Source organism: Nostoc sp., from assembly GCF_036917755.1.
Taxonomy (GTDB): domain Bacteria; phylum Cyanobacteriota; class Cyanobacteriia; order Cyanobacteriales; family Nostocaceae; genus Nostoc.
In genome coordinates this window covers 80350-105277 of the sequence record NZ_JBALFC010000102.1, presented here as the reverse complement: position 1 = coordinate 105277, position 24928 = coordinate 80350, and the positions used below count along the sequence as shown (strand labels likewise).

Here is a 24928-nt window from a genome sequence, read left to right as displayed (position 1 = left end):
CGTTGGGTGGGCGAAACAAAATTAAAATATTTTTCAAGAGTTAATACTCTATCCCTTTATGGGTGGAGTATTCTGAATTCTGACTCCTTGTTTACAGTTTAAATTTAGGATATCCGATTGATGCTTTACTGGCTTGATAAGATGACTGATGATGATTTTTAGCAGAGCAAAAAACCCCGTCAGCATCTAACTGTGAAGCTGGAGCATCGGCTGCTACAGTCGATAATGTGATTTGACGTGGCAATTCAATTTTAAACATTGAACCGATCCCCAATTTACTCTCAAGAAAAATTTTCCCGCCCATCATTCGTACCAGTGAATCTATAATTGCCAAACCCAGACCTGTACCTGGATATTTGCGAGTGATAGTTTGATCGACTTGCCAAAATGCTTCAAAAATACGTTTAAAATTTTTGGGTGCTATGCCAATACCTGTATCCCCAACCTGAATTACTACTCGATTTTCAGCTAGTTCCTTAACCTCAACCCAAATCTCACCAGACTCGGTGAACTTAATGGCGTTGGAGAGCAAATTCATTAAAATCTGTTTGACACGAATTGGATCATTAAATATCAAAGTATTTTGCAAATCCGTTTGCACTAACAATGATAGATTTTTGGCATCAGCTAGGGAACGCATTTCACCAACAGCGAGATTTATTACCTTTGATAGATCAAATATTTCCGCCTTTAAGTCTAATCGTCCTGCCTCCAGCTTGGAAAAGTCGAGAACTTCATTCAGCAGCATCAGCAAATGCTTCCCATTATTCAAGATGCGCTCAATCATATCTGCTTGCTGATGCGTTAGTTGAGCGAACTTGGGACGCAATAGTATTTGCGAAAAACCAATAATCGCATTCATCGGCGTTCTGAGTTCGTGGGACATAGTTGCCAAAAAATCTGATTTTAGCTGTGATGCCTCCAATAGGTTGAAGTTTTGCATTTGAATATGTTGCTGTTGTCTCTCCAATTCTTGGTTCTTACGAATGAGTTGTTCATGAGTTTCTCTAAGCTGCTGGTTTGCTAAAGCTGCCTGCATTTCAGCCCGATAAACCCGAATCGCACTCCGCAAAACTTGTGTCAAGGTTTCTGGAGATATCCTAGACTTAGAGAGATAGTCTGTAGCACCAGCTTTCAATAATTGAACAGCAATTTGTTCATCTCCTTGAGCAGTTAAGACTACTAAAGGAACTTTAATTTCTGAAGAACGTAGCTGTTGAATCAAAGTTAGTGCATCCTGGTCTAGTAAGTGATAGTTGAGGAAAACACAATCATAGGCAGTAGTGCTTAAGGCAGAAAACGCATCATTGCCATCCCTGACTTCAAACAGTTCCATTTGAACACCTGCTTTAGTCAAGGCAGAACGGACTGCTATCCGGTCTACCTCCTCAGCGTCTACAACCAAAATTTTCAGCGTCTCTTCCATCGCGTTTTATTTTCGCCGCCAAACATAGGTTGATGTATAACATTTCTTTTTTCAGATTATCCAACTAAATAATATAAGATTTTCGGACATCTAAAATCTGTAACTTGATTGACTAAGGCATTTTGCACAATATCCAATACTTGTTGAGCGTTGTCGTCATCTCCACAAAGTTAGGAAAGGTCAAAGGCAAATCCAGTCTGTTGTATCCTCAATCTAGTTAATTTCCCAGAGTATTGAAATTAAACTCCTAGCAAATTACCAATGGCTTTCAAAAAATTAGCAATTAACAAATCCAAAACTATTGATCGGAATACAGTAAACAGAGCTAGATATAAAGTAAAATAAAATACTTTACTAAGCTTAAAACAATTATAAATGAGTGAGCAAGCGACCGTCCTCAGCCCTTGGTGAGAGTTGCACACGGTTATCATATACCGTAAGCTTGAGCAGTTTTAACCATCAGGTTAGTTAGACCAGATGAAAAAGAAAGTACTGCCTATACCTATTTGTGAATAGTCAAGTAATCCTACCTCCTGGAATTTCGACAATTTTCGTAAGCGATTGCCAGACCTGTGTGACTGGACTTCTACTGTTTGGAAAATTACCAACTCAAAGCTGAACACTAACCAAGGCGGAACAATTTGGGATTCGTTTCAATATTTCATACTTTTTGTGCAAGTATCCATATATCTCCAGCTAGATTTGTCCTCTATCGAAATATAAAAAAATCGGATATTTATTATTTCTCTCGATGGATGCAGACTTTTGCAAAGATCATCTATCTTTGGTATGGGAAAATAAGAGATAGCACTTACAAAAGGTAATACATTGAAAGAGGCAAACAGCGAAAGAGTGAGTGTAGCGATGAATGAAATTAGCATTATTTTAATTGAAGATCATGACTTAACGCGAATGGGGCTACGAGCGGCATTACAGTCTCACAGTGCATTGAAAGTAATTGGCGAAGCAGCAAATGCTACCCAAGGATTAAAACTTTTAGAAACGGCAAAGCCAGATGTAGCTGTTGTAGATATCGGCTTGCCTGATATGGATGGCATCGAACTGACCCGTAAATTCAAACGCTACCAAGCTGAAACTGGGCAATCGACTACAAAGATTCTGATTCTGACAATGGATCATACAGAGGATGCTGTACTTGCAGCTTTTGCGGCGGGTGCTGATTCTTATTACATGAAAGAAACAAGCATCAGTAAATTAACGGAGGCAATCCAAGCAACTCATGCCGGGAACTCTTGGATTGATCCGGCAATTGCCAATGTAGTATTGCGGAAGATGCGGCAAGGTATTCCTGGAGAGAGTCAAAATTCTGATAAGCCGAAGACTGTAAAAATTGAGGCGCTAGCGTCAGAATATGAGCAAGTTTTGGAAACATACCCCCTGACTCAACGGGAATTGGAAATCCTAGAGTTGATTGTAGCTGGATGTAGTAATGGGCAAATTGCGGAGAAACTCTACATAACAGTTGGTACTGTGAAGACCCATGTTCGTAATATTCTCAATAAACTGTGTGCCGATGACCGTACTCAAGCGGCTGTGAGGGCGCTACGTTCTGGGTTGGTGGCGTGAGGGAGTGGGGATGAGGGAGATGAGGGAGATGAGGGGGATAAGCAATGCCCAATGCCCAATGCCCAATGCCCAATGCCCATTCAAAATCGTTCCTGTAAACATTCCGCAATGCGTAGTGCGGCTCCTGGTTTACCCATACGCCGCAGACCATTTTCGGCAATAATTTGCAAAATATCAGGATCTTTGAAGAGGGACTGTACGACCTTCGCAATTTCTGCTGGCTGCTCGACTAAAATCAAAGATGAGCCTAAATGACGACTTTGAGCTTCAGCAAAGGCAGGGTTATATTGTGGGCCATTACCGGGAATCGCGATCGCAGGTTTCCCTAAACCAATAAACTGTTCTGTAGCTGTACCTGCCATTGCGATCGCTAAATCTCCCAAATGCAAGCAATCATTATAGGCTTGTTGTGTCAGCAGTAGATATGCATTTCTTTGTTTAAACGTCAAGAGATTTGGATCAGAAATTTGGATAGGAAATGCTGATTCAGTTCGCCAGCCTTGGGATTGCACACTTTGGGATAAAATATGAGAGTCTAAACCAGGAGCGATCGCACCTAAAAATACCACCGTTTTAGAAGTGTAAAACACCGAATCTCGCTCCTGGAAACTTGCCATCAAAGCAGATACGGCAATCATAATTATTTCCCAGTTAGCGTATGCCTCTGGCGGACGGGAACCAGGAAGAAGAGTCACCATTAAAGGTCGAACTGTCTCTTGCTGTTGGCTATCCTGACTATAAAATTGTTGGCGTGAAAAGGTCGGTTCTAGACCATCCATCATGGGATTACCCAAATTAAAAGCTGGAATTGGCCATTGTTTTAATGTTTCCGTCGTCAGCGCATCTCTAGGAAACACCGCCTGACAACGGCGACGACTCATCAACCAACGTTCCCAAGGATGGTAAACTGAACCCGAAAAGTTTTCCCAACGCGCACCTTTGGATCTTCGTGGTAATAGTCCAGCCTCATCTCGGACATAATATTCAGATTTGGCCGTACCCACAAAAGCATAATTAGCGCCACTGAAAGTTGCAAACAACAGGGGAACAATATCTCCCACAGCTAAAATCGCTCTTTTATGACCTAATTTTTTTTGAGAACTCACCCAATGGCGGACAGCTTTAATCTGGCTGAGGGTAAGTTGCAATAAACCACCGCGTACATCCCGCGCTAATTGACGGCCATCCATATAAATAAAGCCGCCAGAAGGCATAGTGTGGACTGAACCGATGAGGGGGATATCCAACTGTCGATAAGCGCGTCCTTCACCCACCAGAGGTAAAGCAAAGATTTCTGGTGGGTTTGGTTGTCGTTGGAGTTCTTGCAAAATCCGAACTGCAATTACATCTTCCCCGTGACCATTACTTAATACAAGTAACCGCAAAGGAAAAGTTGCAGCTTGCGAGTTAGAAGCTAGGGATAACCGAGATACATTACTCATAACAAACAAAATATCAAAATTAACAGCGATCGCTTGGGCTACACTGTAAATGGTTTTTGGAACTTTCGGAAACTTTTGATGACAAGATTAAGCTAGCTAACGGCGACAAAGTGCGCTTGATTTAGATGGTTATTTATTATCAAGTCTTAAACTAAATTTGACAAAAATAGTTGGTAAAACTCACTGGTGTGAGATCCTAGAGACAGTCAATAAAAGCTCAACAGAATGGAACAACATCAGAAGCCAACGGTTGTAATTACGGGTGCCTCTTCGGGCGTGGGTTTGTATGCTGCAAAAGCTCTTGCTGAAAGGGGATGGTATGTGGTGTTGGCCTGTCGGGATTTAGCGAAAGCACAAAAAGCTGCCCAAGCTGTGGAAATCCCCTACAACAGTTATACCAGCATACATATCGACCTTGGCTCCTTGGAAAGCGTTCGACAGTTTGTGAAGAACTTCCGAGCAACTGGCAAGTCCCTAGATGCTTTGGTGTGCAACGCCGCAATTTATATGCCCTTAATCAAGGAGCCGTTACGCAGTCCAGAAGGTTACGAGTTAAGCGTTGCCACAAATCACCTGGGACATTTCTTATTGTGCAACCTTTTGCTAGAGGATCTGAAAAAGTCATCTTCAGAGCCAAGGCTGGTCATTTTAGGAACCGTCACGCATAATCCAGACGAGTTGGGTGGGAAGATTCCGCCGCGTCCCGACTTGGGCGAACTGAAAGGCTTTGCAGAAGGGTTTAAAGAGCCAATCTCGATGATTGATGGTAAGAAATTTGAACCAGTCAAAGCTTACAAAGACAGCAAGGTTTGTAACGTTCTGACTATGCGGGAACTGCATCAGCGCTATCACGAGTCAACCGGTATCGTCTTCAATTCTCTCTATCCCGGATGTGTTGCAGAAACGCCGCTATTCCGAAACCACTATCCTCTGTTTCAGAAAATCTTCCCATTATTCCAGAAGTACATCACTGGGGGATACGTGTCTCAGGAGTTGGCAGGAGAACGGGTTGCTGCGGTGGTTGCCGATCCTGAGTACAATCAATCTGGTGCTTATTGGAGTTGGGGAAATCGCCAGAAGAAAGATGGGAAGTCCTTTGTTCAAAAAGTCTCTCCTCAAGCCCGTGATGACGAAAAAGCCGAGCGCATGTGGGAACTCAGCGCCAAGTTGGTTGGACTTGCGTGATCAGACAGAAGGTGGCGTTACCCTTGTGCATGATTTATCGATCCAATTTTTTGAATGAATTGGCATTATGTGCAGGTAAACAATTTTTGAGGTGATTATTAAATCACCTCTGACTTTATTGATAGCTTTATTTATGATATAAAAAATCAAATTATAGTTTTTCGTAATCCGATGCAGCAAAAACTTAATTTATAGGTAAGCAAAAGCAGCAAAAATTGCATGATAAATTCTGATTTGGAAATCATCAATAGCATGGTCGAATACATGCAGGACTTTCTGGAAAAGCCGCATCGTGTTTTTGGCAATATGCCCGTTTGCCCCTTTGTCGAAAAAGCACGTCTCCAAAATAATATCCTTTACCAAGTTTATCGCTTTTCATCTCATTATGACCTTAATTTAAATTCACATCTGTTCAAGTTAATCGATGATTTCAGATCGTCGTTAAGCTACGAAGTTATGTTGATTATTCACCCAGATAAACAGGTAATGACACTGGATGAGAGTAAGCAATTTGCAGAAAGTTTAAATAAAATTATTTCTCCTACAGGTTTGATTGCCTTTGCTGGAAATTCCGATGATAAGTTTAATATTCAGGGAGTTTATACAAGACAAGCGCCTTACATACACCTGACTATCCAAACTGACAAAAGTATTAAAACAGCTTCAGAACTATTGCTTAAAACCCGTTATTATCAAAATTGGTCGCCAGAAAATCTAAAATATGTTGGTTTTCCTAGAAAGTAGGTAATATCGCATTCTTCCAGAGTCAGTAGGGTGCGTTACACTGAGTTAACGCACCGATCTTAATTGTAAAGATATGCGAGATATTATCTAAACATTTCTTATGGAAACTGCCATGTCTTCTCTAAAGGCGCATTCCCAAACGCTATATGAGGCTGATTACTTGCAATGGATACAAACGACTGTGGAAAAATTGCAAAGTCACGACTACCCAAACGTCGACTGGGAAAACCTCATCGAAGAAATTGCCGACATGGGAAGGAGTGAGCGTCGGAGTCTCAAGAGTAATCTGATTGTAATTCTGGTGCATTTGCTCAAATGGCAATTCCAACCGGAAAAAAGAAGCGGTAGTTGGGAAGGAAGCATCATTGAACATCGTAGACGTGTCAAAGAAGCTCTAGATGATTCGCCTAGTCTCAAATCCTATCTTGAGAGCATTTTTGGTGAGTGTTATGCACAAGCGGTTAAGCAAGCAAAAGCTGAAACTGGTTTGTCAGTGGAATCCTTTCCTATGGTGTGTCCATACCAGCTACCAGAAGTCACAAATGATGAGTTTTTACCTCACTAAACACTGAATCGGGCTGTATGTGCCGCTTCACTCTCTCTACAGATATATATCTCCATTCCCTCCTATTGACTTCTACCTAAAGAATGATATATAATAGAATTTGCATAGAAGGGGAGTAGCTGCTGGCTAAAAAAATAAAAAGCCAGTACATCTGAATCAACATACTGGCGATGAGCCTGGTTCAGGTGGCAAATAATCAATATTTGAAAGCGAGACCTTCACTAAGTTCACACCGAAAAGTGTGAAACTTGGTGAGGTCTTTTGGTTCTCATCAAGCTTCACATCGGTAAACGATTCTTCAGGAGCTTGAGAGAGTGTTAACAGCTTTTACCGCAGCTTTATTACTAATTACAGTTTCAGAACTAGGCGATAAAACATTTTTTATTGCTGTGATTCTAGCAATGCACCACCCACGGCGGCTGGTATTTACAGGTGTGACAGCTGCTTTAGCCGCGATGACAATCCTTTCGGTGTTATTTGGACAAGCGGTATCTTTATTACCAAAAGTTTATATTCATTACGCCGAAATAGCTTTATTTATTGCCTTTGGTATCAAACTGCTGTATGACGCTAGTAAGATGTCTGCTGCTGCTTGTGATACAGAAGTTGTAGAAGAAGCCGAAGCTGCGGTGAAAAAAGCAGATTTGCAGTTACCCAAGCAAAAGACTTCCTTAGCAATTATAATAGAAGCCTTTGCGTTGACATTTATGGCAGAGTGGGGCGATCGCACGCAAATTGCCACCATTGCCCTAGCAGCAGGTAATAATCCAATTGGAGTGACAATAGGTGCAATTTTAGGACATGCCATTTGTGCTGCGATCGCAGTTATCGGTGGCAAAATGATTGCCGGACGCATTTCTGAGCGTCAACTCACCCTGATTGGCGGATGCCTGTTTTTAGTCTTTGGTGTCGTTGCTGCCATTGAGGGAGCGTGAGCGGAAGAGGCAGGGGAGCAGGGAGCAGGGGGAGTGAGGGAGAAGAATTAATAACCAATGCCCAATGCTTCGGCTTCGCTCAGTACAAGTGCCCAATGCCCCATGCCCAATGCCCCATGCCCAATGCCCACTCCCCATTACTTAGGCGTACTTTCCAATGAAGGCGCGGGAGATGCAGCAGGATTAGGAATCGGGGAAACCGTTGCTGCCTTATTAATTTCGTCTTTGTATTCAGCAGGTGCTAAAGCTGCGGCACGATCAAAGAAAGGTTTTGCATCTGCGTTTTTACCCTGTTGTTTCAGGAGCATCGCTTTTGCGACAACGGGGCGAAAATCCTTCGGATCTTTCTTAATTGCCTGGTCATATGCAGAGCTAGCTTGAGCGTAGCGTTTCTGGGAAGCGTGAACAGAACCTAACAGCACCTGCACGCCTACTGTATCTACACTTCCAGGCTGAATTGTATTTATTTGCGGTGCTTTAGAGAGGGTTTCTTGCAACAAACCAATGGCTGCTTCGGGGCGTTGCTGACTGATCAACAGAGCCACCATTCCTTGCAAAGCTTTCAAATCACCAGGTTTTGTGGACAAAATCGAACGATAAGCTTGAGCGGCTCCTTCGCGATCGCCAATTTGCTGTTTGGCTTGAGCCAGTAGCACTGAATATTCTGACTGTTCGGGATTCAGCTTCGCTAGCTTTTCTAAAGGTTCAATGACGACTTGGATATCAGCTGGCTTAACCTCACTTTTTTCTTTTTGACTCAGTAATTGTAGCCGCGCCCGTAATAAGCCCTTAAGCGCAGTCTGATTTTCTGGTTCCCTTTGCAAAACCTGTTCATAACCCCGTGCTTCGTCTTCGAGTTTTGATTTTTGGTCAGCAGAGGACAAACTGCCTCTGGTGCTAACGGAATTCTGGCTTGACGGTGGCGTATTATTAAATGCTCCAATTATGGGAATCACCGAAACACCCACAAAAGCAAGAATTGCCAGCGCCAAGACGACTTGAACTATCCAGCGATTGCGTGTTTGAGTCACAGTTTTGTCTTTCTCCTAAACTCTAATGACATTATCATTTACACAAATCGTAAAGTTAAAAATTTCCAAAACTTTGCGGAATACCGCCAATTGCCTGTGAATTTTATAACAATTAACTATCCACACTGCTAAAGTAAGTGATGACTTTAGGAGGAGCCGTCAGAATTGTAGCTATGATATGCTTCCGAAACTAGTGTTGAGGCCCTAAATTACACATTTAGTGTATAAACACTAAATTTAGCGCCTTTAGGATTGTTTTAGAGTACTCTGGTGTGACTTTGTGAAAAGTAAATATACTTTCATCAGTCGCACAAATGCTCTTTCCAGCTGCCTTTGTAAAATCCCACAATGGGATGTGTCTCCGCCGCAAGGAGTTTTTATGAATTCCGACCTGATGCCGTTGCCTGAATCCTCCAATTCTTCTGCCTCTAACCAGGGCCCAACTAACATAGAGGCAGCCGCTAATGTTCACATAGCAGCCCACTCCTCTAAAGAAGTTGAAAATTCGCCTGTCAACCCGATTGAGACTGACTCAAATGGGAACTTGGTCAATCGACAGCAACCGATTCCGCCTCCCAGTGAGCCGATGCAATATCGAGCGATCGGGTTAGTCCGGGGTCGCTATCATGCTAGCAGTGAACAATTTACTCAAGGTACGCTGCTGACCGCAGATGGTGTAGAACTCAATGCCGTCCTCCTAGGCCGGATTATGAGCTTAGTCAAGAATCACCTAGACTTAGAAAAAGAACACTTGTGGGTAGTATATCCACGTACTAGGCAAGAAAATGATACCTTGCATATCCAAATCGTCGGAGTTTGGGAGCCAGAAAATCTGGCTAAAAACTCAACAGATGACGACGAGTCAGATTTGGAGTTGCAAGAGTTAGAGACACCCGATGATGGCTTATCCGAAAACTCTGAATTAAGTACAACTGCCCTAATACCTTCATCAGAAGTTGCAGATGGTGGTTTTTCTGTTCGTGGTGAAGTAGTATACCAGTCTTTTGACGCTAAAAGCTTGGTAGTCAAAATTAGGCAGGCTCCACGGAAATCAACTGACAAACCCAAGTATTTTAAGTTGAAATTAAGGGGTGTGCTGACCACCAAAGCAGTAGGAAAGTTCTGGGACTTCCAAGCCAAGCGAGAAGCTGACGTTTTGGTAGTAGAAAAAGGTGAGGCGATCGCTGACTTGCCCAAAAAACGCAAACCACCATTCAAAGGTGGCCCTCGTGCTGGCGGTCCTGGTGGTGCTGGTGGGAGAAAACCATTCCCCCCCAGACGCACTGGCGAAACCCCGCGTCCTATCAAGAAAACAGGCGCAGGTGGCGACCCCTCTGTGGTGTCAAAACCTATACCAAAAACGCCCGCTCCTAAGCCGATCAAGCGACCAAAACCGACTCAAGATTAGGCATGGGGCATGGGGCATGGGGCATGGAGCATGGGGCATGGAGCATTGGTTATTAATTCTTCTCCCCACTCCCCTACTTGCTACAGACGCGATTAATCGCGTCTCTACCCACTCCCCACTCTTAAAAATCCGTCCGACGGTCTTGGGGTAGAAAAGATCGCTCCATCGGAATTGGGGAAACTGGTTCTGTAAGGGTAAATGTACCTGCTTCGATCCACTTTTTCAACTCTAGGGCGACTTGCCTAGAAAAAAACAAACTCGCTAAGGGGGCAACGCGTACTGCTTTGCCCTCAATGGTGATCCGTCCAGATTTAAGTTGGGCGTAACTCACTAAGCCAAAGGTGGGACGGACCCGCCGGGGAATGGAAAAATCCACTATTGGGGCTACTAAGTCTTGATCTTGCACGGCACAGTGTTCAATTACTTGTTCATTTAATACAGGGAGTGGGACACCAACGCCTAACATCATTGAGGGGCCATAACTTTTGAAGTAACACCCCCGCACCCAATGAGCATCCATTTGCTTGGCATCACCAATTAAAGCTAAAGTGGCGGAAGGTCCAATTGGTGTACGATTAGCTAAACGCTTTTGTAACGGGAAGTGCTGAGTGCCTTCCCAGGCGACATAGCCAACACCACCGCCTAAAAAAATTCGAGTCCCTATACCAACGAGTTGCAAATCAGGGTCGTTGAGTAAGGGGGAAATCGCACCGGGGTTAGAGTAAACGGCATTCCCCAGACGCGGTTGTAAAGGGCCTAGATAGGTGAAGAGGGGGCGATCGCCACCATTTACACCAACAATAAAATTTTGATAAAGATTGCGCGGATTGAATAGATAAAACTGATTAATTGTGTCACTGGTAATTGTAGTTTCAAAATTTGCTCTGGGGTAACAATCTGTTACTTGTCCTTGGGCTTTTACGTGTATGGGTTTACCAGCGATCAAATCTTCGATTACATGACCGCCGCCGCGTTCTCGGACTTCTTCCCCGTCCATCGCTTCCATAGCAGAACTCGCACCCAAATATAAATCTACTGCTCCAAAACCAGAGTATGCTGGCACGCCATCTAACCAGCAACGGCGAATTTTTATCGGGGGGTCAGTGTGTCCCAGATTGATAATTGCACCACTTGATTCCATCGGCTCAAAGGTACCAGTGGTAATTACATCAACTTCTTTAGCAGCTTTAGTAACACCGATTTCTACAACTCGTGCTTTTAATTCTTCAGTTGTCAATACTACCGCACGTTGGCGGCTGATTTTCTCATTAATTTCTGCAATTGTTCGCATTTTATCAGTGCTAGTGCTTCCTGCTGTCTTCCTTTTTGAAGGATATCTTGATAATGGGGAGTGGGGAGTGGGGAGTAGGGAGTGGGGAGTAGGGAAAAGAAATTTTTATTGCTCCTTGTGAGCGCAGATCATGGAGTCTCTTGTATAATTTGCTCTCGAAATAGTTAACAATTTAGTACTACTGCCCTGTAGATTTGGCACGATTTTTGCATAAGAGTATTGTGACCTCAGCCCAATATGCTTAGGCGTATTGTTCCATAGCTCACAAAATATCACTAAAGACTTATGCAAAAACAGCGAAGACCAAGTAAGAAGAGTTTGCGATCGCTTGATTACTTGAATGTGTTTCTCGCAGATGTGCGCGATGGTGTTGGGCCATATCTGAGTATTTACCTAAAAGCTTCAGAAAATTGGAACCCTGTTCAGATTGGAATGGCGATGTCAGTTTCGACAATTGCCACAGTTATTGCCCAAACACCAGCTGGTGCATTGGTTGACAGGCTACGTCAGAAACGGATGTTGATTGTACTGGCGGCTGTGTTTGTTTCTATCGGCTGTATCGCTATCGGCTTGTTCCCCAATTTGCCTGTTGTCATCGGTTCTCAGATCACGATCGGGATTGCAGCAGCTATTTTCCCACCTGCGATTACTGCGATTACTCTGGGACTTGTAGGACATGAGAGATTAGATCGGCGGGTAGGTCGTAATGAAACATTTAATCATGCAGGTAATCTGCTAGCTGCTGTTCTCGCTGGTTTAGCAGGTTACTTTATTGCACGCAAGGCAATATTTTTCCTGGTTGCAGCTATGGCTGTGGGCAGTATTATTTCGGTGAGAATGATTCGTGAAAGAGAGATTGACCACGAACTAGCGCGTGGAGATGGAGAAGAGGGCGAACAGGAGGATAAAGAAAAACATCAACAGCGCTATGAAGGCATATTGCAATTATTAAGCGATCGCAAAATCCTTTTTTTTACTATTGCAGTAGTTCTGTTTCACTTTGCCAATGCTGCTATGTTACCGCTAGTTGGTCAAGAATTGGCGCAGGGTAAAGGGGCAAGTGACACAGTTTATATGTCTGCTTGTATCATTGTCGCTCAGTTAGTAATGATTCCAGTGTCCAACTTGGCTGGGCGTTTCGCAAATGCAGCCCGAAAACCCATATTTCTGCTTGGCTTTGCCGTCTTACCGATTCGCGGAGTGCTGTATACGCTTTCAGACAATCCCTATTTTCTCGTTTCTGTGCAAATTCTGGATGGTATTGCAGGCGGGATTTTTGGTGTGCTTTCAGTGTTGATGGTAGCTGATTTGACTAAAGGCACAGGACGCTTTAATGTTACCCAAGGGATGCTCAACACTGCCATTGGTGTTGGTGCGGGTTTGAGTAATGTATTAGCTGGGTTCGTGGTTAAAAGTGCTGGTTATAATGTTGGTTTTTTGATTTTAGCAGCGATCGCAGTTGTGGCTTTAGGAGTTTTTTGGTTCTGTGTACCTGAAACAAAAACAGGAGTTAATAGAAAAGCATCACATCAAACCGCTTCGCGGAGTCATTAGTCATTAGTTATTAGTCATTAGTCCAAGAGAAAGCACGCCCACTCTTGAACGTGGTTTGAATTAGTCCGATGAAAGACAAAGTTTTTTCGCCCACAAGGGGCGGGGTATGCACTAAAATCCAATGACCAATGACTACTGAGTAAAAAGAATCTAGCGAAATCATGATTGTTTTCAGATACATCATCATTGGGCTGACTTATATAGGTTTGAGTTTAGGATATCTACCTGGTTTGCGGATGAACCGAGCCAGTATTGCTTTAGTTGGTGCATCTTTGCTGATGGCATTCGGGGTATTAGACCTCAAAGAAGCATGGCAAGCGATAGACTATAAAACGCTGATTTTCCTGTTTGGCATGATGGTAATCAGCACAAACTTAGCTTACGCTGGTTTTTTCCAACTAACTCTTGATACAGTTACACACTTTACCCGCAGTCCTTTAGGTTTGCTGGTTGTTTTAACTTTTGGCAGTGGGATTCTCTCGGCTTTTTTTCTGAATGATACTATCGCTCTAATTTTGACTCCTTTGGTTCTCGGTTTAACCCAAACTTTGAAACTCAATCCTATTCCTTACTTACTTGCCTTGGCGGGAGCAACTAATCTGGGTTCAGTGGCTACCTTAAGTGGTAATCCGCAAAATATTTTGATTGGTTCCTTCTCTGGTATCAGCTATCTTGATTTTGCTAAAGCATTGACTCCCATCGCATTAGTAAGTTTGTTGATTCAAATTGGGTTACTGTGGTGGCTTTATCCTGATGTCCGTTCAACTAAGTCTTGTCCGAGTGTAACCCCCGTGCGTTACCGCGTATTTAAACCGTTACTTACTAAAAGCCTATTGATAACCGGAGGACTATTAATTGCATTCTTAATTGGAATACCTCCAGCCCAAGCAACACTTGTAGCTGCTAGTTTACTGTTTATTACTAGGCGAATCAAACCGCAACGAGTTTTAAATAAAGTAGATTGGGATTTACTGGTGATGTTTTCTGGACTATTTATTGTGACTGCTGGAGTGGAAAAATTAGGAATATTGAATTTATTTGGCGGTTTAGTTTATAGTCCACTGAGCATATTAGGAGTTACTGCTCTGCTTTCAAATTTAGTTTCTAATGTTCCAGCAGTATTGTTATTACAACATTTACTTCCCCATCCAGACACAAAAACCTGGTTACTATTAGCAGCAGGTTCTACTTTGGCAGGTAATCTAACTTTGTTAGGTTCAGTTGCTAATTTAATTGTTGCTGAGGCTGTTGCAAAACTTGGTTATCAGTTGTCATTCTGGGAACATTTACGTTTTGGTCTACCGCTAACTGTTGTGACTCTTATCCTGGCTTATTATTGGATTTAGTTTAGGACTTACGCACTGTACAAATTCCTCATGATGTGCATCAATCAAAATAGGTTGTTTCAGGCTTTGTTAATTATCCTTGGATCGTAAATAGACCATGCTGTAGGGGTTTAGCAATGCTAAACCCCTACGAAAAATGTGGTTTTTCGCGTTATATATATTCACTCTTTCTTGTCAATGCGTAAGTCCTATAGTTATTTGTCATTGGTCATTTGTCCAGGACTTACGCACGAGTTAGGGAATAACGAACCGCAGAGGCGCAGAGGACACGGAGAAATTAGAGTTTGAGAGATATTTTGCGTAAGTCCTATTGTCATTGGTCAACAATCAAACTTAAAATTTCAGGCTCAAAGGCGCAATGTTCAGGCTTAAAGGTGCAATGTTCAGACTTAAAGGTGCAATGTTCAGACTTAAAGGCTCAACTTCCATGTTTCCAGTGACTTCTCTGCTTTTTGCTCCTGTTTTCTATCTACTTATCAGTCAACTTCCGGTAATGTGATGACTTTATCCCGGCAATTTTACGGTATTTTGTGACTGTTCTGCGAGTGATTGGCAGACAAAATCTGATTTTTAAAAGCTGGGCTAATTGCTCATCAGTATAAGGATTGGCGGGTGATTCTTCTACAATTAACTGTAATAGCATCTGTTGGATTTGTTGAGGAGTACGTCCGCCTACTCCTACAGGAACACATAGTGAATGCAACGGAATTATCCGACTGTGTTGGTTACAAACTAATATATACTGTCCCCGCACAATCCGGCTGACTGTAGAGTTACTAAGTCCGACTGATTGAGCTACTAATTGCTGAGGGGTAGACACCAAATCTAATTTATCCCGACTCTGCAAAAAAGCTTGCTGACGCTCAACTAAAAATTTACCAACTTTGAGCAGATTTTCCTGCCATTGTTGCAAAGCTGTGAGTAAACTTCTAGCTTGTTGTAATAATACTTCTAGTTGTTGGGTATCTCGCCTTGCTTTCGGTGATTCCTGGAAAAGCTTAATGGCTTCGGAATTCAGACAAAAACGTTGTTTGACTTCATAGGCTAAAGAAATTTGCCAACTTCCAGCTATTAGCTCAACTTTTAAATCAGGAGTGACGATGGGAGCATCGCTACCACCGAAGTTTCTGGCGGGACGGGGTTCTAATTCTTGAATCTCATGAATAGCATCGGTGATTTTCTCGATGTCAATATCAATGTTTTGGTGATTTTGGTGCAGTTTTTGCAAAAGTACTTGACAATTGTGCTTTGAGTCTGAAGAATTACCAATACAATTTGCTATGTCTTCTAAATAATTTTTAACTAGTATAAAAGCTAGGGTTTCAGGCTGGTCTTTGAGTTGTAATAACAGACATTCTTGCAGGGAGCGCGTACCAATTCCAGGTGGATCTAAACTTTGGAGGAGAGGTACAACAGCTTCTAGTTCTTTTGGACTCCAGATACTACCATTTACCCAAGCTTCTGGAGTTTCTTCTAAGTAACCAGAGTTTGATAACCATTGAGTTAAATAGGTTAAGGCTTCACGTTGTCTGGATGGTATTGATAAAGCTGATATTTGTCCAAAAAGATGCTCGCTTAGACTTAATTCCTGTGCGGTGGGACTATACCAATTAGGTAGAATATCGTCTAAAAGTACTTCGCTGTTCTGGAAATCAGAATTTTCTATTACAAATGGATTGTGTTTAGATTCTTCTCGAAAATAGTTCAATACTCGTTTACTATCCCACGGCAAAAAGCGAACTAAATACCGTAGAGTTGGGTAAATAACAGTTTGAGTTTCTAGGTGGGTTTCTAGTGTAGATGCTGAGTTTAAGGAATTCATGATACGAACCGCAGAGGCGCAGAGGACACAGAGAGTAGGAAAAATGCTTAATCCAGGCGTATTGCTCTATAAATTCCATTGTTTCTTTTTTTGCTCAAAGCTTTCGGCGGAAATTCCTAATGCTTTGTGTGGTTCTTGGGGATAAAGCACTAAAGCATGGCGGATAAAGTTGATTTCTAACTGAGCGATCGCTTGTTCTAAGTTCAAGTTCATCTGATATTCTTGATTAAAGATGAGATGCTCTGAAAGAATTGTTCTTCCTCCAGAAAAAACTGCTGCTCTCTCTAAAGTATTTTGCAGTTCTCGCACATTCCCTGGCCAACCGTAATTTCTCAGTTTTTCTAGAGCGGTTGAGGCGATCGCTAAATTTTTAATTCCATTTCTCAGAGCAATATAACTTAAAAAATGTTGGGTAAGTTGTTCTAAATCTTCGGGGCGATCGCGCAAAGGTGGTAGTTCAATTCGTACTACATTAAAACGATAGTAAAGGTCTTCTCGAAACTGATTCAGGCGAACCAATTGCTCTAAGTTGCGATTGGTGGCAGCTAAAATGCGGACATCTACAGTTTTGGTTTGGTTGCTACCCAAGCGCTCGAAGGATTTATCCTGTAATACTCGCAACAATTTTCCTTGAATGATTTGGCTCAATTCTCCGACTTCATCCAGAAAAATTGTGCCGCCATTGGCCTGTTCAAATCGACCAATTCGCAAGTGATTAGCTCCAGTGAAGGCTCCTTTTTCGTGACCAAATAATTCTGCTTCTAACAAATGTTCTGGAAGGGCTGCACAGTTAACTTTTACCAAAGGGCCACGACTGCGAGGGCTAGCATTATGCAGTGTGGAAGCGACTAACTCTTTGCCCGTACCTGATTCTCCGACAATCAAAACTGTGGTGTTTCCTTGGGCAAGTCTACCAATCAGTTTAAAGACTTCTGCCATTTTAGGCGATCGCCCCAACAGTTCTTCTGGCTGTCCGAGATTTTGGGTATTTGCTTCACCAATTTGCTCGGCTGATGCTTGAGAATGAGCTAAGGCTTTTTGCGCCAAGTTGACTAAATCTTCTAAATCGAAGGGTTTAGTTAAGTAATCATAGGCTCCCAACTGCATAGCTTCAATGGCTGTACGACTTGTCCCATAAGCTGTCATCACAATTACCGGCAGTTCAAACAGAATTTTACTACCTAAAGCTTTTAAAACAGCACTACCCTGAGTTTTGGGCATTTTCAAATCCAGAAACACCAAGTCAGGACGAGATGTGCTATCTTGTTGAATTATCTTCAGTCCTTGCTCTCCGTCTCCCGCCTCTACAACGTCGTGACCTTCATCTTTTAAAATCTGCGCCATCGCTTGACGCAAAGCTTTTTCATCATCAATAATCAAAATCTTAGCCATCGTTTTGATTCTTCGGTAAATAAACGCTAAAAACGGTGCAACCAGGTTGAGATTTCAAATCAATATGCCCTCCGTGTCGCGTGACAATCTCGTGGCTAATCGCTAAACCTAAACCTGTTCCTTGGGGTTTTGTGGAATAAAAAGGATCGAAAATGCGATCGCGTTCTTCTGCTGCTAAACCTGCGCCAGTATCTTTTACCCAAGTTACTAAGTAATCTTGCTCTTGGCTTACACTAACCTCAACTTCGCTTTCTGGTGGACTTGCTTGGATGGCATTTAAGATTAAATTAACCATTACCTGTCCTAACTCCCGGCGGCGTAGTGGTACTTGGGGCAAAGGTTCAGCAGCAGAGCCATAAAAAAGCGTTACTCCTTGTTCTTCAGCTTTCAGACGCAATAGAGAAACAGATTCAGAAGCGATCGCTTCTAGAGAAGTAGTTACCATTTCTTCTTGCTGATTTTGGTCAAAATACAATAACCGTCGCACTAGCATCTCTAAACGGTCTACTTGTTCTAGTAAACTAGCGATCGGTAAAGTCGTAATCCCCTGCTTTTTTAATTGTCGTTCTGTATATTGCAAATTGAGGCGCATACTAGCTAGGGGATTACGGACTTCATGAGCTACCCCCGCTACCAGTTGTCCCAGAGAAGCCAAGCGCTCAACTCGGTGCAGGCGCTGCTCTAACTCTTGGCGGCGGTATTGCATACTATTAATTGCAGTTCCCAACAGTCCCATTTCTGCGGGGAGGGGAGGAATCAGCGAAGCTTTATCTTCTTCCATAGCCTTAATACTTTGCTGGAGTCGCTGCACTCCCCACTGAAGTTGTAAGGCAATATAAAAAGTCCAAACTCCCACAACTAAAATTCCTAAAACTACGAAAACACTTAAAACTTTTTGATTACTATCTTCTAGATGAGGCATACGTTTCATTGTCCACACCGCACCCCACAGAGGTAGAGGGTCAGCACGCATTATCAAGATATCAAGACCGGGGTGCAATACTAATTCCTGGGGTAAACCTTGGCTTGTGGCTCTCCGAGTCAATTGCAAAATTGTATCTCGCTCAACGGGAGGAATATCTTTTTTGGGGACAGGGCCACCGTGGGTAGGATAGGCATAGCCTAAAAGCTGATCTTGTTGCAGCAGATAAAATCCCCCTTCTACCCTTGGGAAAGCAGTTAGGACTTCATTTGAGAGTTCCGCCAACGGCTTACCTGGCTTTGGTGTTTGCCCAAGATTTGATTCCCAAAACAGCTTAATTAATCTGGTGTTGGCAAAAGCTAGTTCTCTCTGATTTCTGGCAACAACAGCACCTTCCAGACTTTGAAATAGCTGTACTACTAACCACAAAGCAGCTCCACTTAAACCTAAAAAAAGGATGCTGAGGATTGTTAGCTGTCGCCGGAGTGTCCAACGTTGAGTTAACACAATAGATTGCATGGAATAAGCCTTAGAACTTCTAGAAGTGCAAAAACTATAAACTCTCAACCCACAAATCAAAACCTCACCCAAGATTACCCAAGGGTAAATCTTTCCCTCTCCTTACTAAGGAGAGGGACAGGTGAAAGCGTAGCAGAACCAGGGTGAGGTTAAGCTGTACTTCACTAAATTAGGAAACGCTATAACATCGTGATGTTCATGAGAAACATCGTGATGTTCATGAGAAACATCGTGATGTTCATGAGAAACATCGTGATATCCATGAGGAACATCGTGATGTTCATGAGAAACATCGTGATGTTCATGAGAAACATCGTGATGTTCATGAGGAACATCGTGATGTTCATGAGGAACATCGTGATGTTCATGAGGAACATCGTGATGTTTATGACAAACGCTGTGCTTTAAGTTGTATTAAAGGCGAACTTTATCCAACAAACATGCAAATATTGGGCTTGGTTCCTGAACACAGCCTATAAAATAGCAGAATTTCTACGACGGGCTACGCTTACACAAAAACTTTACTTGGCACATCAGAAAATTAAATATAACTTTTTTACCAGAATAACGCTAGCCATATTGACTAGGACTTACGCACTTTACATAATTCATCGTGATGTGCGTTAACAAAAATAGGTTGTTTCAGGCTTTTCTTAATTATCCTTTGGTCGTAAATAGACGATGCTGTAGGGGTAAAGCATGCTTTACCCCTACGAAAGATGTGGTTTTTCACCTGAAACATATCCTGACTAACTGGCGAGTGTCTTGTATCTATGGCACGAGTTTTGCATTCTTACAGTTCTAGTTAGCGATTAAATTCAGTTGAAGCAAATGAATAACTCCAAAATTCGCATTCCTAAAGAAATTGCTCCCGATGTTTTCGCTCTAGCGGCTCAGTTGTATGCCCAAGAAAATCAGGATTATTCCTTAGAAGAGATTATGCAAGCTGGGGCAGAAGTCCAAATTCCTCCAGAGGTGATTCAGCAAGCTATACAGCAGATTCAAGCAAAGCAAATCCGAGCTAGCGATCGCCAACGCAAGTTAAAGTTAATTTTAACTAGTGGCGGCATTGGAGCAGCGATCGCACTTTTCGGTTTTTGGACGTACAATACTGTTGCTAGTAATGCTACACCAAGCGGGCGATCGTTAGAAGCTAATCTCCCAAGTCCCAATTTACCCAATGCTAATCGTCTGGACATTCCACCAGAATTACCCCCCGCAACGGGAACCACTTTCACCGGAGAAGTAAAACAGTATCTTCTCAACCCTGAAGGTAAGGTAGATGGGCTATTACTCAATAACGGGTTACAGGTGAAATTTCCTCCCCACATGGCGGACAGTTTAGTGGGGATGATTACCCCAAACACGAAGGTAAGCATTTTTGGTGATCCTGGCTTTTCCACTCGCTTCGGACAAGAAGTGAGAGCCAAAAAAATCACCAATTCTCAAACTGGACAAACTTTAGTCGAACAACCGCCCACAACAGCGCCCCAACCCCCCACCTTAAGCAACTACAGTACTTTCTCTGCGGAGGGAACTGCTCAAAATTGGTTGGTGGGACATCGAGGAGAGATTAACGGCGTCATTATCTCTAATGGCACTATTGTCAAGTTCCCGCCCCATGTAGGCGAACAGCTAGCCACTATGGGGAATATGGGAGACAAAATTCAAGCCAAAGGATTTGGTACTCGCAATCGTTACGGACAGATTCTAGAAGCCACAGCGTTATCAGTTAATGGTCAACCTGTATCTTTGCAACCAAAAGCCATCACCGTCCCCTAATACCATTGACAAAAATCTTTTGTAGGGGCGTACATATTTACACCCCCAATACTGCGTAGGTTTTGCCTAAAAAATAAAAATGTCTAGGTTGCAGGACTTACGCATAAGAGATCCCCCAACCCCCTTAAAAAGGGGGCTTTTGAGATCCCCACTTTTTAAGGGGGGTTAGGGGGATCGAGGTTTCAGGTTTTGAGTGCGTAAGTCCTGAGTTCGTTTGAGGAACGAAACCCAACATTTTGCGTGGTTTGTTGGGTAACGCTTACGCTCAACCCAACCTACGAATATTCTTAACTAAAATGTAGATATTTTTATAGTATTTTTAGGTATGGACTGCGCGAAACATTATTGTTCAAATCTTTTGTAGATAGTTAAGTGGTACATGATCCACTAACCAAACACCATTATCGGAACAATAGAAAATATAACCCGCCTCATGCATTGGGGCAGCATATACAATAAAAATCACTGGTTTTCCATGTCTTGCGCCTACAGTTTGTGCTGTAGAAATATCCCTAGATAAATGGACATGGTTTCGAGACATTTTGCAAAGTCCTGTTTGCATAATTGACTCTACAGATTTGTGTCCCGTACCGTGATAAAGCACATCTGGGGGAACAACAGGTTTCAATTGTAAATCAACTTTTACACTATGTCCTTGGTTAGCACGAATAAGAGTACCTGTAGAGTCAAAAGAAAAGCGTTGTTTATCGTTGGATTCAACTACCACTTGTAATTCCTGACGGGCGATCGCAAACTTGTTTTTAGCACAAGCGGTAAGTAGTTCATCAACAGCAACCCAACCACCGGGAGCAAGTTGAATTCCAATTGCATCTGGTGTGTGCCGCAGATATTTACTGAGATATTTGCTGATTTTGACTAGACGAGAATCATTCATGTGATTGTGGTCGGCATTATGTGTTACAATAGCATACTTAAATATTACATAATAATTTTTATTGGTAGTTTTACTTTTTGATATTCAGGTGGCTAGTACCGCAAGGCGGAAGTCACTCATTCAAAAGTCACTCATTCAAAAGATTGATGTATCAAGGCTTGTGCCTGTTTGAAATGGTAGGTTTGTTTACGCCGCGTTGTACTAGCAAAAAATGAGGGTATAGCTAACTTGTTAAATTGCCAATACCCTCACATAGATAAACTAAGTTTTTGCAGTAGCGTATAAGTCTAAGTTACTGCCTGAGCAACTGCTGCCGAAAGTGACTCATTTACCGCTTGCTTCAACAACTCGGCTTTATCGGTCTGTTCCCAAGGCAAGTCTAAATCAGTCCGCCCAAAATGACCGTAAGCCGCGACGTCCTGATAAAAACGTCCGCCTCGTTCACTTGGTAAGTTGCGTAAGTTGAAGGTATGGATAATCCCCGCCGGACGCAGTTCAAAGTGCTGGTTGATTAATTCCAGTAAGGTTTCTTCATCCACTTTGCCGGTGCCAAAAGTATCCACCAGAATGCTTGTTGGTCGCGCTACGCCAATCGCATAGGATAGCTGGATTTCAACTTTGTCTGCTAACCCGGCGGCGACAATATTTTTCGCCACATAACGAGCCGCATAAGCAGCAGAGCGGTCTACCTTCGTGGGGTCTTTGCCAGAAAAAGCGCCGCCACCATGCCGTGAATAACCACCGTAGGTGTCAACGATTATTTTCCGTCCTGTCAAACCAGAGTCTCCCTGAGGACCACCAACGACAAATTTGCCAGTGGGGTTGACTAAAAAACGTGTTTCCTGATTAGGCTTAATGTCAATGTCGCCAAAAACAGGTTCGACCACTGCTGACCAGAGGTCTTGTTTAATCTTGGCTTGTACCGCCGCCTCATCTGTGATTTCCCCAATAGTGGCTGTATGTTGGGTGGAAATCAGGATAGTATCAATGCCTACAGGTCGTCCGTCTTCGTAAGCCACAGTTACTTGGGTTTTGCCATCAGGACGCAGGTATGGTAGTTCACCAGTTTTGCGGACTGCTGCCAATCGGCGAGCAATGCGATGAGCGAGACTGATGGGTAAGGGCATCAGTTCTGGTGTTTCGTTGCTGGCAAAGCCAAACATTATACCTTGGTCGCCCGCACCAATTTTGTCGAATAGTTCATCACTATCTTGCTCGCGGCTTTCGTGGGCGGTGTTAACGCCTTGGGCAATATCGGGTGATTGTTCGTCTATAGCCAGCAGAACGCTGGTGCTGTTAGCAGAAAAGCCATTATCGGCATTGGTATAGCCAATTTCGGCAATTTTCTTGCGGGCGAGATTGACGAAGTTCACATTGGCTTTGGTGGTTATTTCACCAGTGATTAGCACCAAACCAGTGTTAACTACTACTTCAGCAGCAACACGGCTGCTGGGGTCTTGTGTCAGTAGGGCATCCAGAATGGTATCAGAAATCTGATCGCAGATTTTATCTGGATGACCTTCGGTGACTGATTCGGAGGTAAATAAATATCGACGAGACAAAGGAAATTCCTCCTGACTTGAATTTTTTTCGCTGACTAAATGTGGTATTTAGCTGGAACCAAAAGTGCATAACAGGTTGCTGAGGCTAATGACGAACCTCTTAATTTCTTAAGAGAGCTTACGCTGTACAGCTTGCTGTCAACGTGTGGAGTCGTCACTTCAACTACCTAATTTATGAAATCATAACAATATTTATACTTCAGTAGTTAGGATCTTCTTGATATTGATAAAAACCACTAATCATAAGGTAAGTATCTGTAAACGAAGATAAATGTGTGTTAATTATTTTCTAGCTAAAATGTATTTAATAACACAAAAAAATGGGGGCACTTAGAAGCGCCCCCACAAACTTTGACACAAACACTGCTGCTTTTAAACCTGAACCGCTAACTTTGCTTCCGTAGCTGTTAACCGTTCATAAGCAGCACGCATCTTCAAACCTGTAAGCACCTGGAAGAAACCAGTTCCATTATTGGAACCTGGATACTCGCGGTGCTGGAGTAACAAGTGAGTTAATTCACCTTGGTATTTGGTGGATGTATTGCTGAGATGGGTTTCAATATAAATTACTTCTTCCAAGTTATCAAATTGACCATCTACCTCTAATACTGAGACATAGCGACCGTAGTACACATCTGAACCGTAGTACAGTTGCATGCCAGGGTAAGAACAGGTCAGCTTACGTCCACAGGGAGTCCAATTAATTGTTGAGCCTTCATCAAACAGGTAGGTTGGCTCAAAGCCTTCCTTATCTTCCCGTTGGAGCATACGCACTCTTAAGACTCGGCGCTCCGTATCGTTTTTGATCAAGTTGGTGGGTAATACCTGGAGAACTACATCGGCAAATTCTCTTTGGGGTTCGATAAACTTTTCAAAGTCAGGTTTGCGGGAATTGATTTGCGCTAAGACATCTTCGTAGCGATGACCGCGTTCAGCCATATCTCGCTGAATTTTCCAGGCAATTTTGACTTCATCGCTAATGTCAAAATAAACACTGAAGTCGATTAGCGATCGCACCCGCTCATCATACAAAGGATGTAGCCCTTCAACAACTATAATCCGATTCGGCTCCACCCGCTCTGGCGGATCAAGCAAGCCGGTTTCGTGGTTGTAAATCGGCTTATCAATCCCTTGACCACTTTTGAGCGCTTTAATTTGCTCATACATCAGGTCAAAATTGTTTGCTCTGGGGTCTAGTGCCGTTATCCCAGTTTCTTTGCGCTGTTTGCGATCGAGCGAGTGATAATCATCCAAGCAGATGACTGTCATTAAATCTTCACCAAATAAATCTATCAAACGACGCAAAAACGTAGATTTCCCGCACCCAGAGTCTCCGGCTACTCCAATCAGTACCACCCGTTCCGGCTTATTTGTCATAAATCTCCTCTACAATACTAAAGTTGTCTCAATAATTTTTCACACAGCAGATTTTGAAGCCAGGAGTTTACCCCTTTGGTTTATCCTGCGTTCTTGCTACCCAGCACTGCTATAAGACACCAAACGGGTAGACAACAAAGTAA

General features: G+C 42.9%; 20 protein-coding genes. 10 read left to right on the top strand and 10 right to left on the bottom strand.

Annotated features, from left to right (window positions below):
• Positions 1 to 91 precede the first annotated feature (91 nt).
• Positions 92 to 1426: an ATP-binding response regulator gene (locus tag V7L05_RS21870; protein WP_335167064.1), complete on the bottom strand. Its 1335-nt coding sequence runs from the start codon at positions 1424 to 1426 to the stop codon at positions 92 to 94.
• 864 nt (positions 1427 to 2290) lie between these two features.
• Here V7L05_RS21870 and V7L05_RS21865 point away from each other — a divergent pair.
• Positions 2291 to 3013 (top strand): response regulator transcription factor, encoded by a 723-nt coding sequence (locus V7L05_RS21865; RefSeq protein ID WP_334832339.1) that lies wholly within the window; start codon positions 2291 to 2293, stop codon positions 3011 to 3013.
• An 80-nt stretch (positions 3014 to 3093) separates the two neighbouring features.
• Here the strand turns inward: V7L05_RS21865 and V7L05_RS21860 are convergent, their stop codons facing one another.
• Positions 3094 to 4455: a lipid-A-disaccharide synthase-related protein gene (locus V7L05_RS21860; RefSeq protein WP_335167062.1), complete on the bottom strand. Its 1362-nt coding sequence runs from the start codon at positions 4453 to 4455 to the stop codon at positions 3094 to 3096.
• Between the two features lie 225 nt (positions 4456 to 4680).
• On the opposite strand from V7L05_RS21860, the gene V7L05_RS21855 reads away from it, so the two are divergent.
• From V7L05_RS21855 to V7L05_RS21835, 5 genes are all read left to right on the top strand, one after another.
• Complete coding sequence (locus tag V7L05_RS21855) at positions 4681 to 5640, top strand: protochlorophyllide reductase (RefSeq protein WP_335167060.1); 960 nt, start codon at positions 4681 to 4683, stop codon at positions 5638 to 5640.
• A gap of 219 nt (positions 5641 to 5859) precedes the next feature.
• Positions 5860 to 6384, top strand: coding sequence for a hypothetical protein (locus V7L05_RS21850; protein ID WP_335167058.1), 525 nt, complete (start codon positions 5860 to 5862; stop codon positions 6382 to 6384).
• 112 nt (positions 6385 to 6496) lie between these two features.
• Entirely contained in the window at positions 6497 to 6949 is a 453-nt protein-coding gene (locus tag V7L05_RS21845) for a DUF29 domain-containing protein (protein WP_335167057.1), read from the top strand.
• 314 nt (positions 6950 to 7263) lie between these two features.
• Positions 7264 to 7884, top strand: coding sequence for a TMEM165/GDT1 family protein (locus V7L05_RS21840; protein WP_335167055.1), 621 nt, complete (start codon positions 7264 to 7266; stop codon positions 7882 to 7884).
• Positions 7881 to 8045, top strand: coding sequence for a histidine kinase (locus V7L05_RS21835; RefSeq protein ID WP_335167053.1), 165 nt, complete (start codon positions 7881 to 7883; stop codon positions 8043 to 8045). The genes V7L05_RS21840 and V7L05_RS21835 overlap by 4 nt, the downstream gene beginning before the upstream one ends.
• Here V7L05_RS21835 and V7L05_RS21830 read toward each other — a convergent pair.
• Positions 8022 to 8915, bottom strand: coding sequence for a tetratricopeptide repeat protein (locus V7L05_RS21830; protein ID WP_335167051.1), 894 nt, complete (start codon positions 8913 to 8915; stop codon positions 8022 to 8024). The genes V7L05_RS21835 and V7L05_RS21830 overlap by 24 nt on opposite strands.
• A gap of 379 nt (positions 8916 to 9294) precedes the next feature.
• Here V7L05_RS21830 and V7L05_RS21825 point away from each other — a divergent pair, with 379 nt between their 5' ends.
• The gene (locus V7L05_RS21825) at positions 9295 to 10323 is read left to right on the top strand and encodes a hypothetical protein (RefSeq protein WP_335167049.1); all 1029 of its coding nucleotides are present in this window, start codon (positions 9295 to 9297) and stop codon (positions 10321 to 10323) included.
• Positions 10324 to 10444: 121 nt separating this feature from the next.
• Here V7L05_RS21825 and V7L05_RS21820 read toward each other — a convergent pair whose 3' ends face one another.
• Positions 10445 to 11614, bottom strand: a complete 1170-nt coding sequence (locus V7L05_RS21820; RefSeq protein WP_335167047.1) for a homocysteine biosynthesis protein — start codon at positions 11612 to 11614, stop codon at positions 10445 to 10447.
• 285 nt (positions 11615 to 11899) lie between these two features.
• Between V7L05_RS21820 and V7L05_RS21815 the strand changes: the two genes are divergently transcribed.
• Both V7L05_RS21815 and V7L05_RS21810 read left to right on the top strand, forming a co-directional pair.
• Positions 11900 to 13168: an MFS transporter gene (locus tag V7L05_RS21815; protein WP_335167045.1), complete on the top strand. Its 1269-nt coding sequence runs from the start codon at positions 11900 to 11902 to the stop codon at positions 13166 to 13168.
• 161 nt (positions 13169 to 13329) lie between these two features.
• On the top strand, positions 13330 to 14514 hold the full coding sequence (locus V7L05_RS21810) for an anion transporter (protein ID WP_335167044.1): 1185 nt from the start codon (positions 13330 to 13332) through the stop codon (positions 14512 to 14514).
• A gap of 469 nt (positions 14515 to 14983) precedes the next feature.
• Here the strand turns inward: V7L05_RS21810 and V7L05_RS21805 are convergent, their stop codons facing one another.
• From V7L05_RS21805 to V7L05_RS21795, 3 genes are all read right to left on the bottom strand, one after another.
• Entirely contained in the window at positions 14984 to 16336 is a 1353-nt protein-coding gene (locus V7L05_RS21805; protein ID WP_335167042.1) for an RNA polymerase factor sigma-54, read from the bottom strand.
• A 66-nt stretch (positions 16337 to 16402) separates the two neighbouring features.
• A complete protein-coding gene (locus V7L05_RS21800; protein WP_335167040.1) occupies positions 16403 to 17728 on the bottom strand; it encodes a sigma-54-dependent transcriptional regulator in 1326 nt (441 codons plus the stop codon).
• On the bottom strand, positions 17721 to 19169 hold the full coding sequence (locus V7L05_RS21795) for a sensor histidine kinase (RefSeq protein WP_335167038.1): 1449 nt from the start codon (positions 19167 to 19169) through the stop codon (positions 17721 to 17723). Before V7L05_RS21795 ends, V7L05_RS21800 begins: the two co-directional genes overlap by 8 nt.
• Positions 19170 to 20000: 831 nt before the next feature.
• Here V7L05_RS21795 and V7L05_RS21790 point away from each other — a divergent pair.
• The gene (locus V7L05_RS21790) at positions 20001 to 20951 is read left to right on the top strand and encodes a hypothetical protein (protein ID WP_335167036.1); all 951 of its coding nucleotides are present in this window, start codon (positions 20001 to 20003) and stop codon (positions 20949 to 20951) included.
• 349 nt (positions 20952 to 21300) lie between these two features.
• Here V7L05_RS21790 and V7L05_RS21785 read toward each other — a convergent pair whose 3' ends face one another.
• The 3 genes from V7L05_RS21785 to V7L05_RS21775 all read right to left on the bottom strand — a co-directional run bounded on the left by V7L05_RS21785 (position 21301) and on the right by V7L05_RS21775 (position 24785).
• Positions 21301 to 21846: an RNA 2'-phosphotransferase gene (locus V7L05_RS21785; protein WP_335167034.1), complete on the bottom strand. Its 546-nt coding sequence runs from the start codon at positions 21844 to 21846 to the stop codon at positions 21301 to 21303.
• A 287-nt stretch (positions 21847 to 22133) separates the two neighbouring features.
• Complete coding sequence (gene metK / locus V7L05_RS21780) at positions 22134 to 23408, bottom strand: methionine adenosyltransferase (RefSeq protein WP_335167031.1); 1275 nt, start codon at positions 23406 to 23408, stop codon at positions 22134 to 22136.
• A gap of 372 nt (positions 23409 to 23780) precedes the next feature.
• A complete protein-coding gene (locus V7L05_RS21775) occupies positions 23781 to 24785 on the bottom strand; it encodes a phosphoribulokinase (RefSeq protein ID WP_334946116.1) in 1005 nt (334 codons plus the stop codon).
• Between the last annotated feature and the right edge of the window lie 143 nt (positions 24786 to 24928).

Excerpts from the sequence above, each read along its gene's own strand:
- V7L05_RS21865 (WP_334832339.1), top strand. The coding sequence starts at position 2,291 with ATGAATGAAATTAGCATTATTTTAATTGAAGATCATGACTTAACGCGA.
- V7L05_RS21815 (WP_335167045.1), top strand. The coding sequence starts at position 11,900 with ATGCAAAAACAGCGAAGACCAAGTAAGAAGAGTTTGCGATCGCTTGAT.
- V7L05_RS21850 (WP_335167058.1), top strand. The coding sequence starts at position 5,860 with ATGATAAATTCTGATTTGGAAATCATCAATAGCATGGTCGAATACATG.
- V7L05_RS21870 (WP_335167064.1), bottom strand. The coding sequence starts at position 1,426 with ATGGAAGAGACGCTGAAAATTTTGGTTGTAGACGCTGAGGAGGTAGAC.
- V7L05_RS21790 (WP_335167036.1), top strand. The coding sequence starts at position 20,001 with ATGAATAACTCCAAAATTCGCATTCCTAAAGAAATTGCTCCCGATGTT.
- V7L05_RS21805 (WP_335167042.1), bottom strand. The coding sequence starts at position 16,336 with ATGAATTCCTTAAACTCAGCATCTACACTAGAAACCCACCTAGAAACT.
- V7L05_RS21855 (WP_335167060.1), top strand. The coding sequence starts at position 4,681 with ATGGAACAACATCAGAAGCCAACGGTTGTAATTACGGGTGCCTCTTCG.
- V7L05_RS21825 (WP_335167049.1), top strand. The coding sequence starts at position 9,295 with ATGAATTCCGACCTGATGCCGTTGCCTGAATCCTCCAATTCTTCTGCC.
- V7L05_RS21775 (WP_334946116.1), bottom strand. The coding sequence starts at position 24,785 with ATGACAAATAAGCCGGAACGGGTGGTACTGATTGGAGTAGCCGGAGAC.
- V7L05_RS21785 (WP_335167034.1), bottom strand. The coding sequence starts at position 21,846 with ATGAATGATTCTCGTCTAGTCAAAATCAGCAAATATCTCAGTAAATAT.
- V7L05_RS21795 (WP_335167038.1), bottom strand. The coding sequence starts at position 19,169 with ATGCAATCTATTGTGTTAACTCAACGTTGGACACTCCGGCGACAGCTA.
- V7L05_RS21820 (WP_335167047.1), bottom strand. The coding sequence starts at position 11,614 with ATGCGAACAATTGCAGAAATTAATGAGAAAATCAGCCGCCAACGTGCG.
- V7L05_RS21810 (WP_335167044.1), top strand. The coding sequence starts at position 13,330 with ATGATTGTTTTCAGATACATCATCATTGGGCTGACTTATATAGGTTTG.
- V7L05_RS21800 (WP_335167040.1), bottom strand. The coding sequence starts at position 17,728 with ATGGCTAAGATTTTGATTATTGATGATGAAAAAGCTTTGCGTCAAGCG.
- V7L05_RS21845 (WP_335167057.1), top strand. The coding sequence starts at position 6,497 with ATGTCTTCTCTAAAGGCGCATTCCCAAACGCTATATGAGGCTGATTAC.
- V7L05_RS21860 (WP_335167062.1), bottom strand. The coding sequence starts at position 4,455 with ATGAGTAATGTATCTCGGTTATCCCTAGCTTCTAACTCGCAAGCTGCA.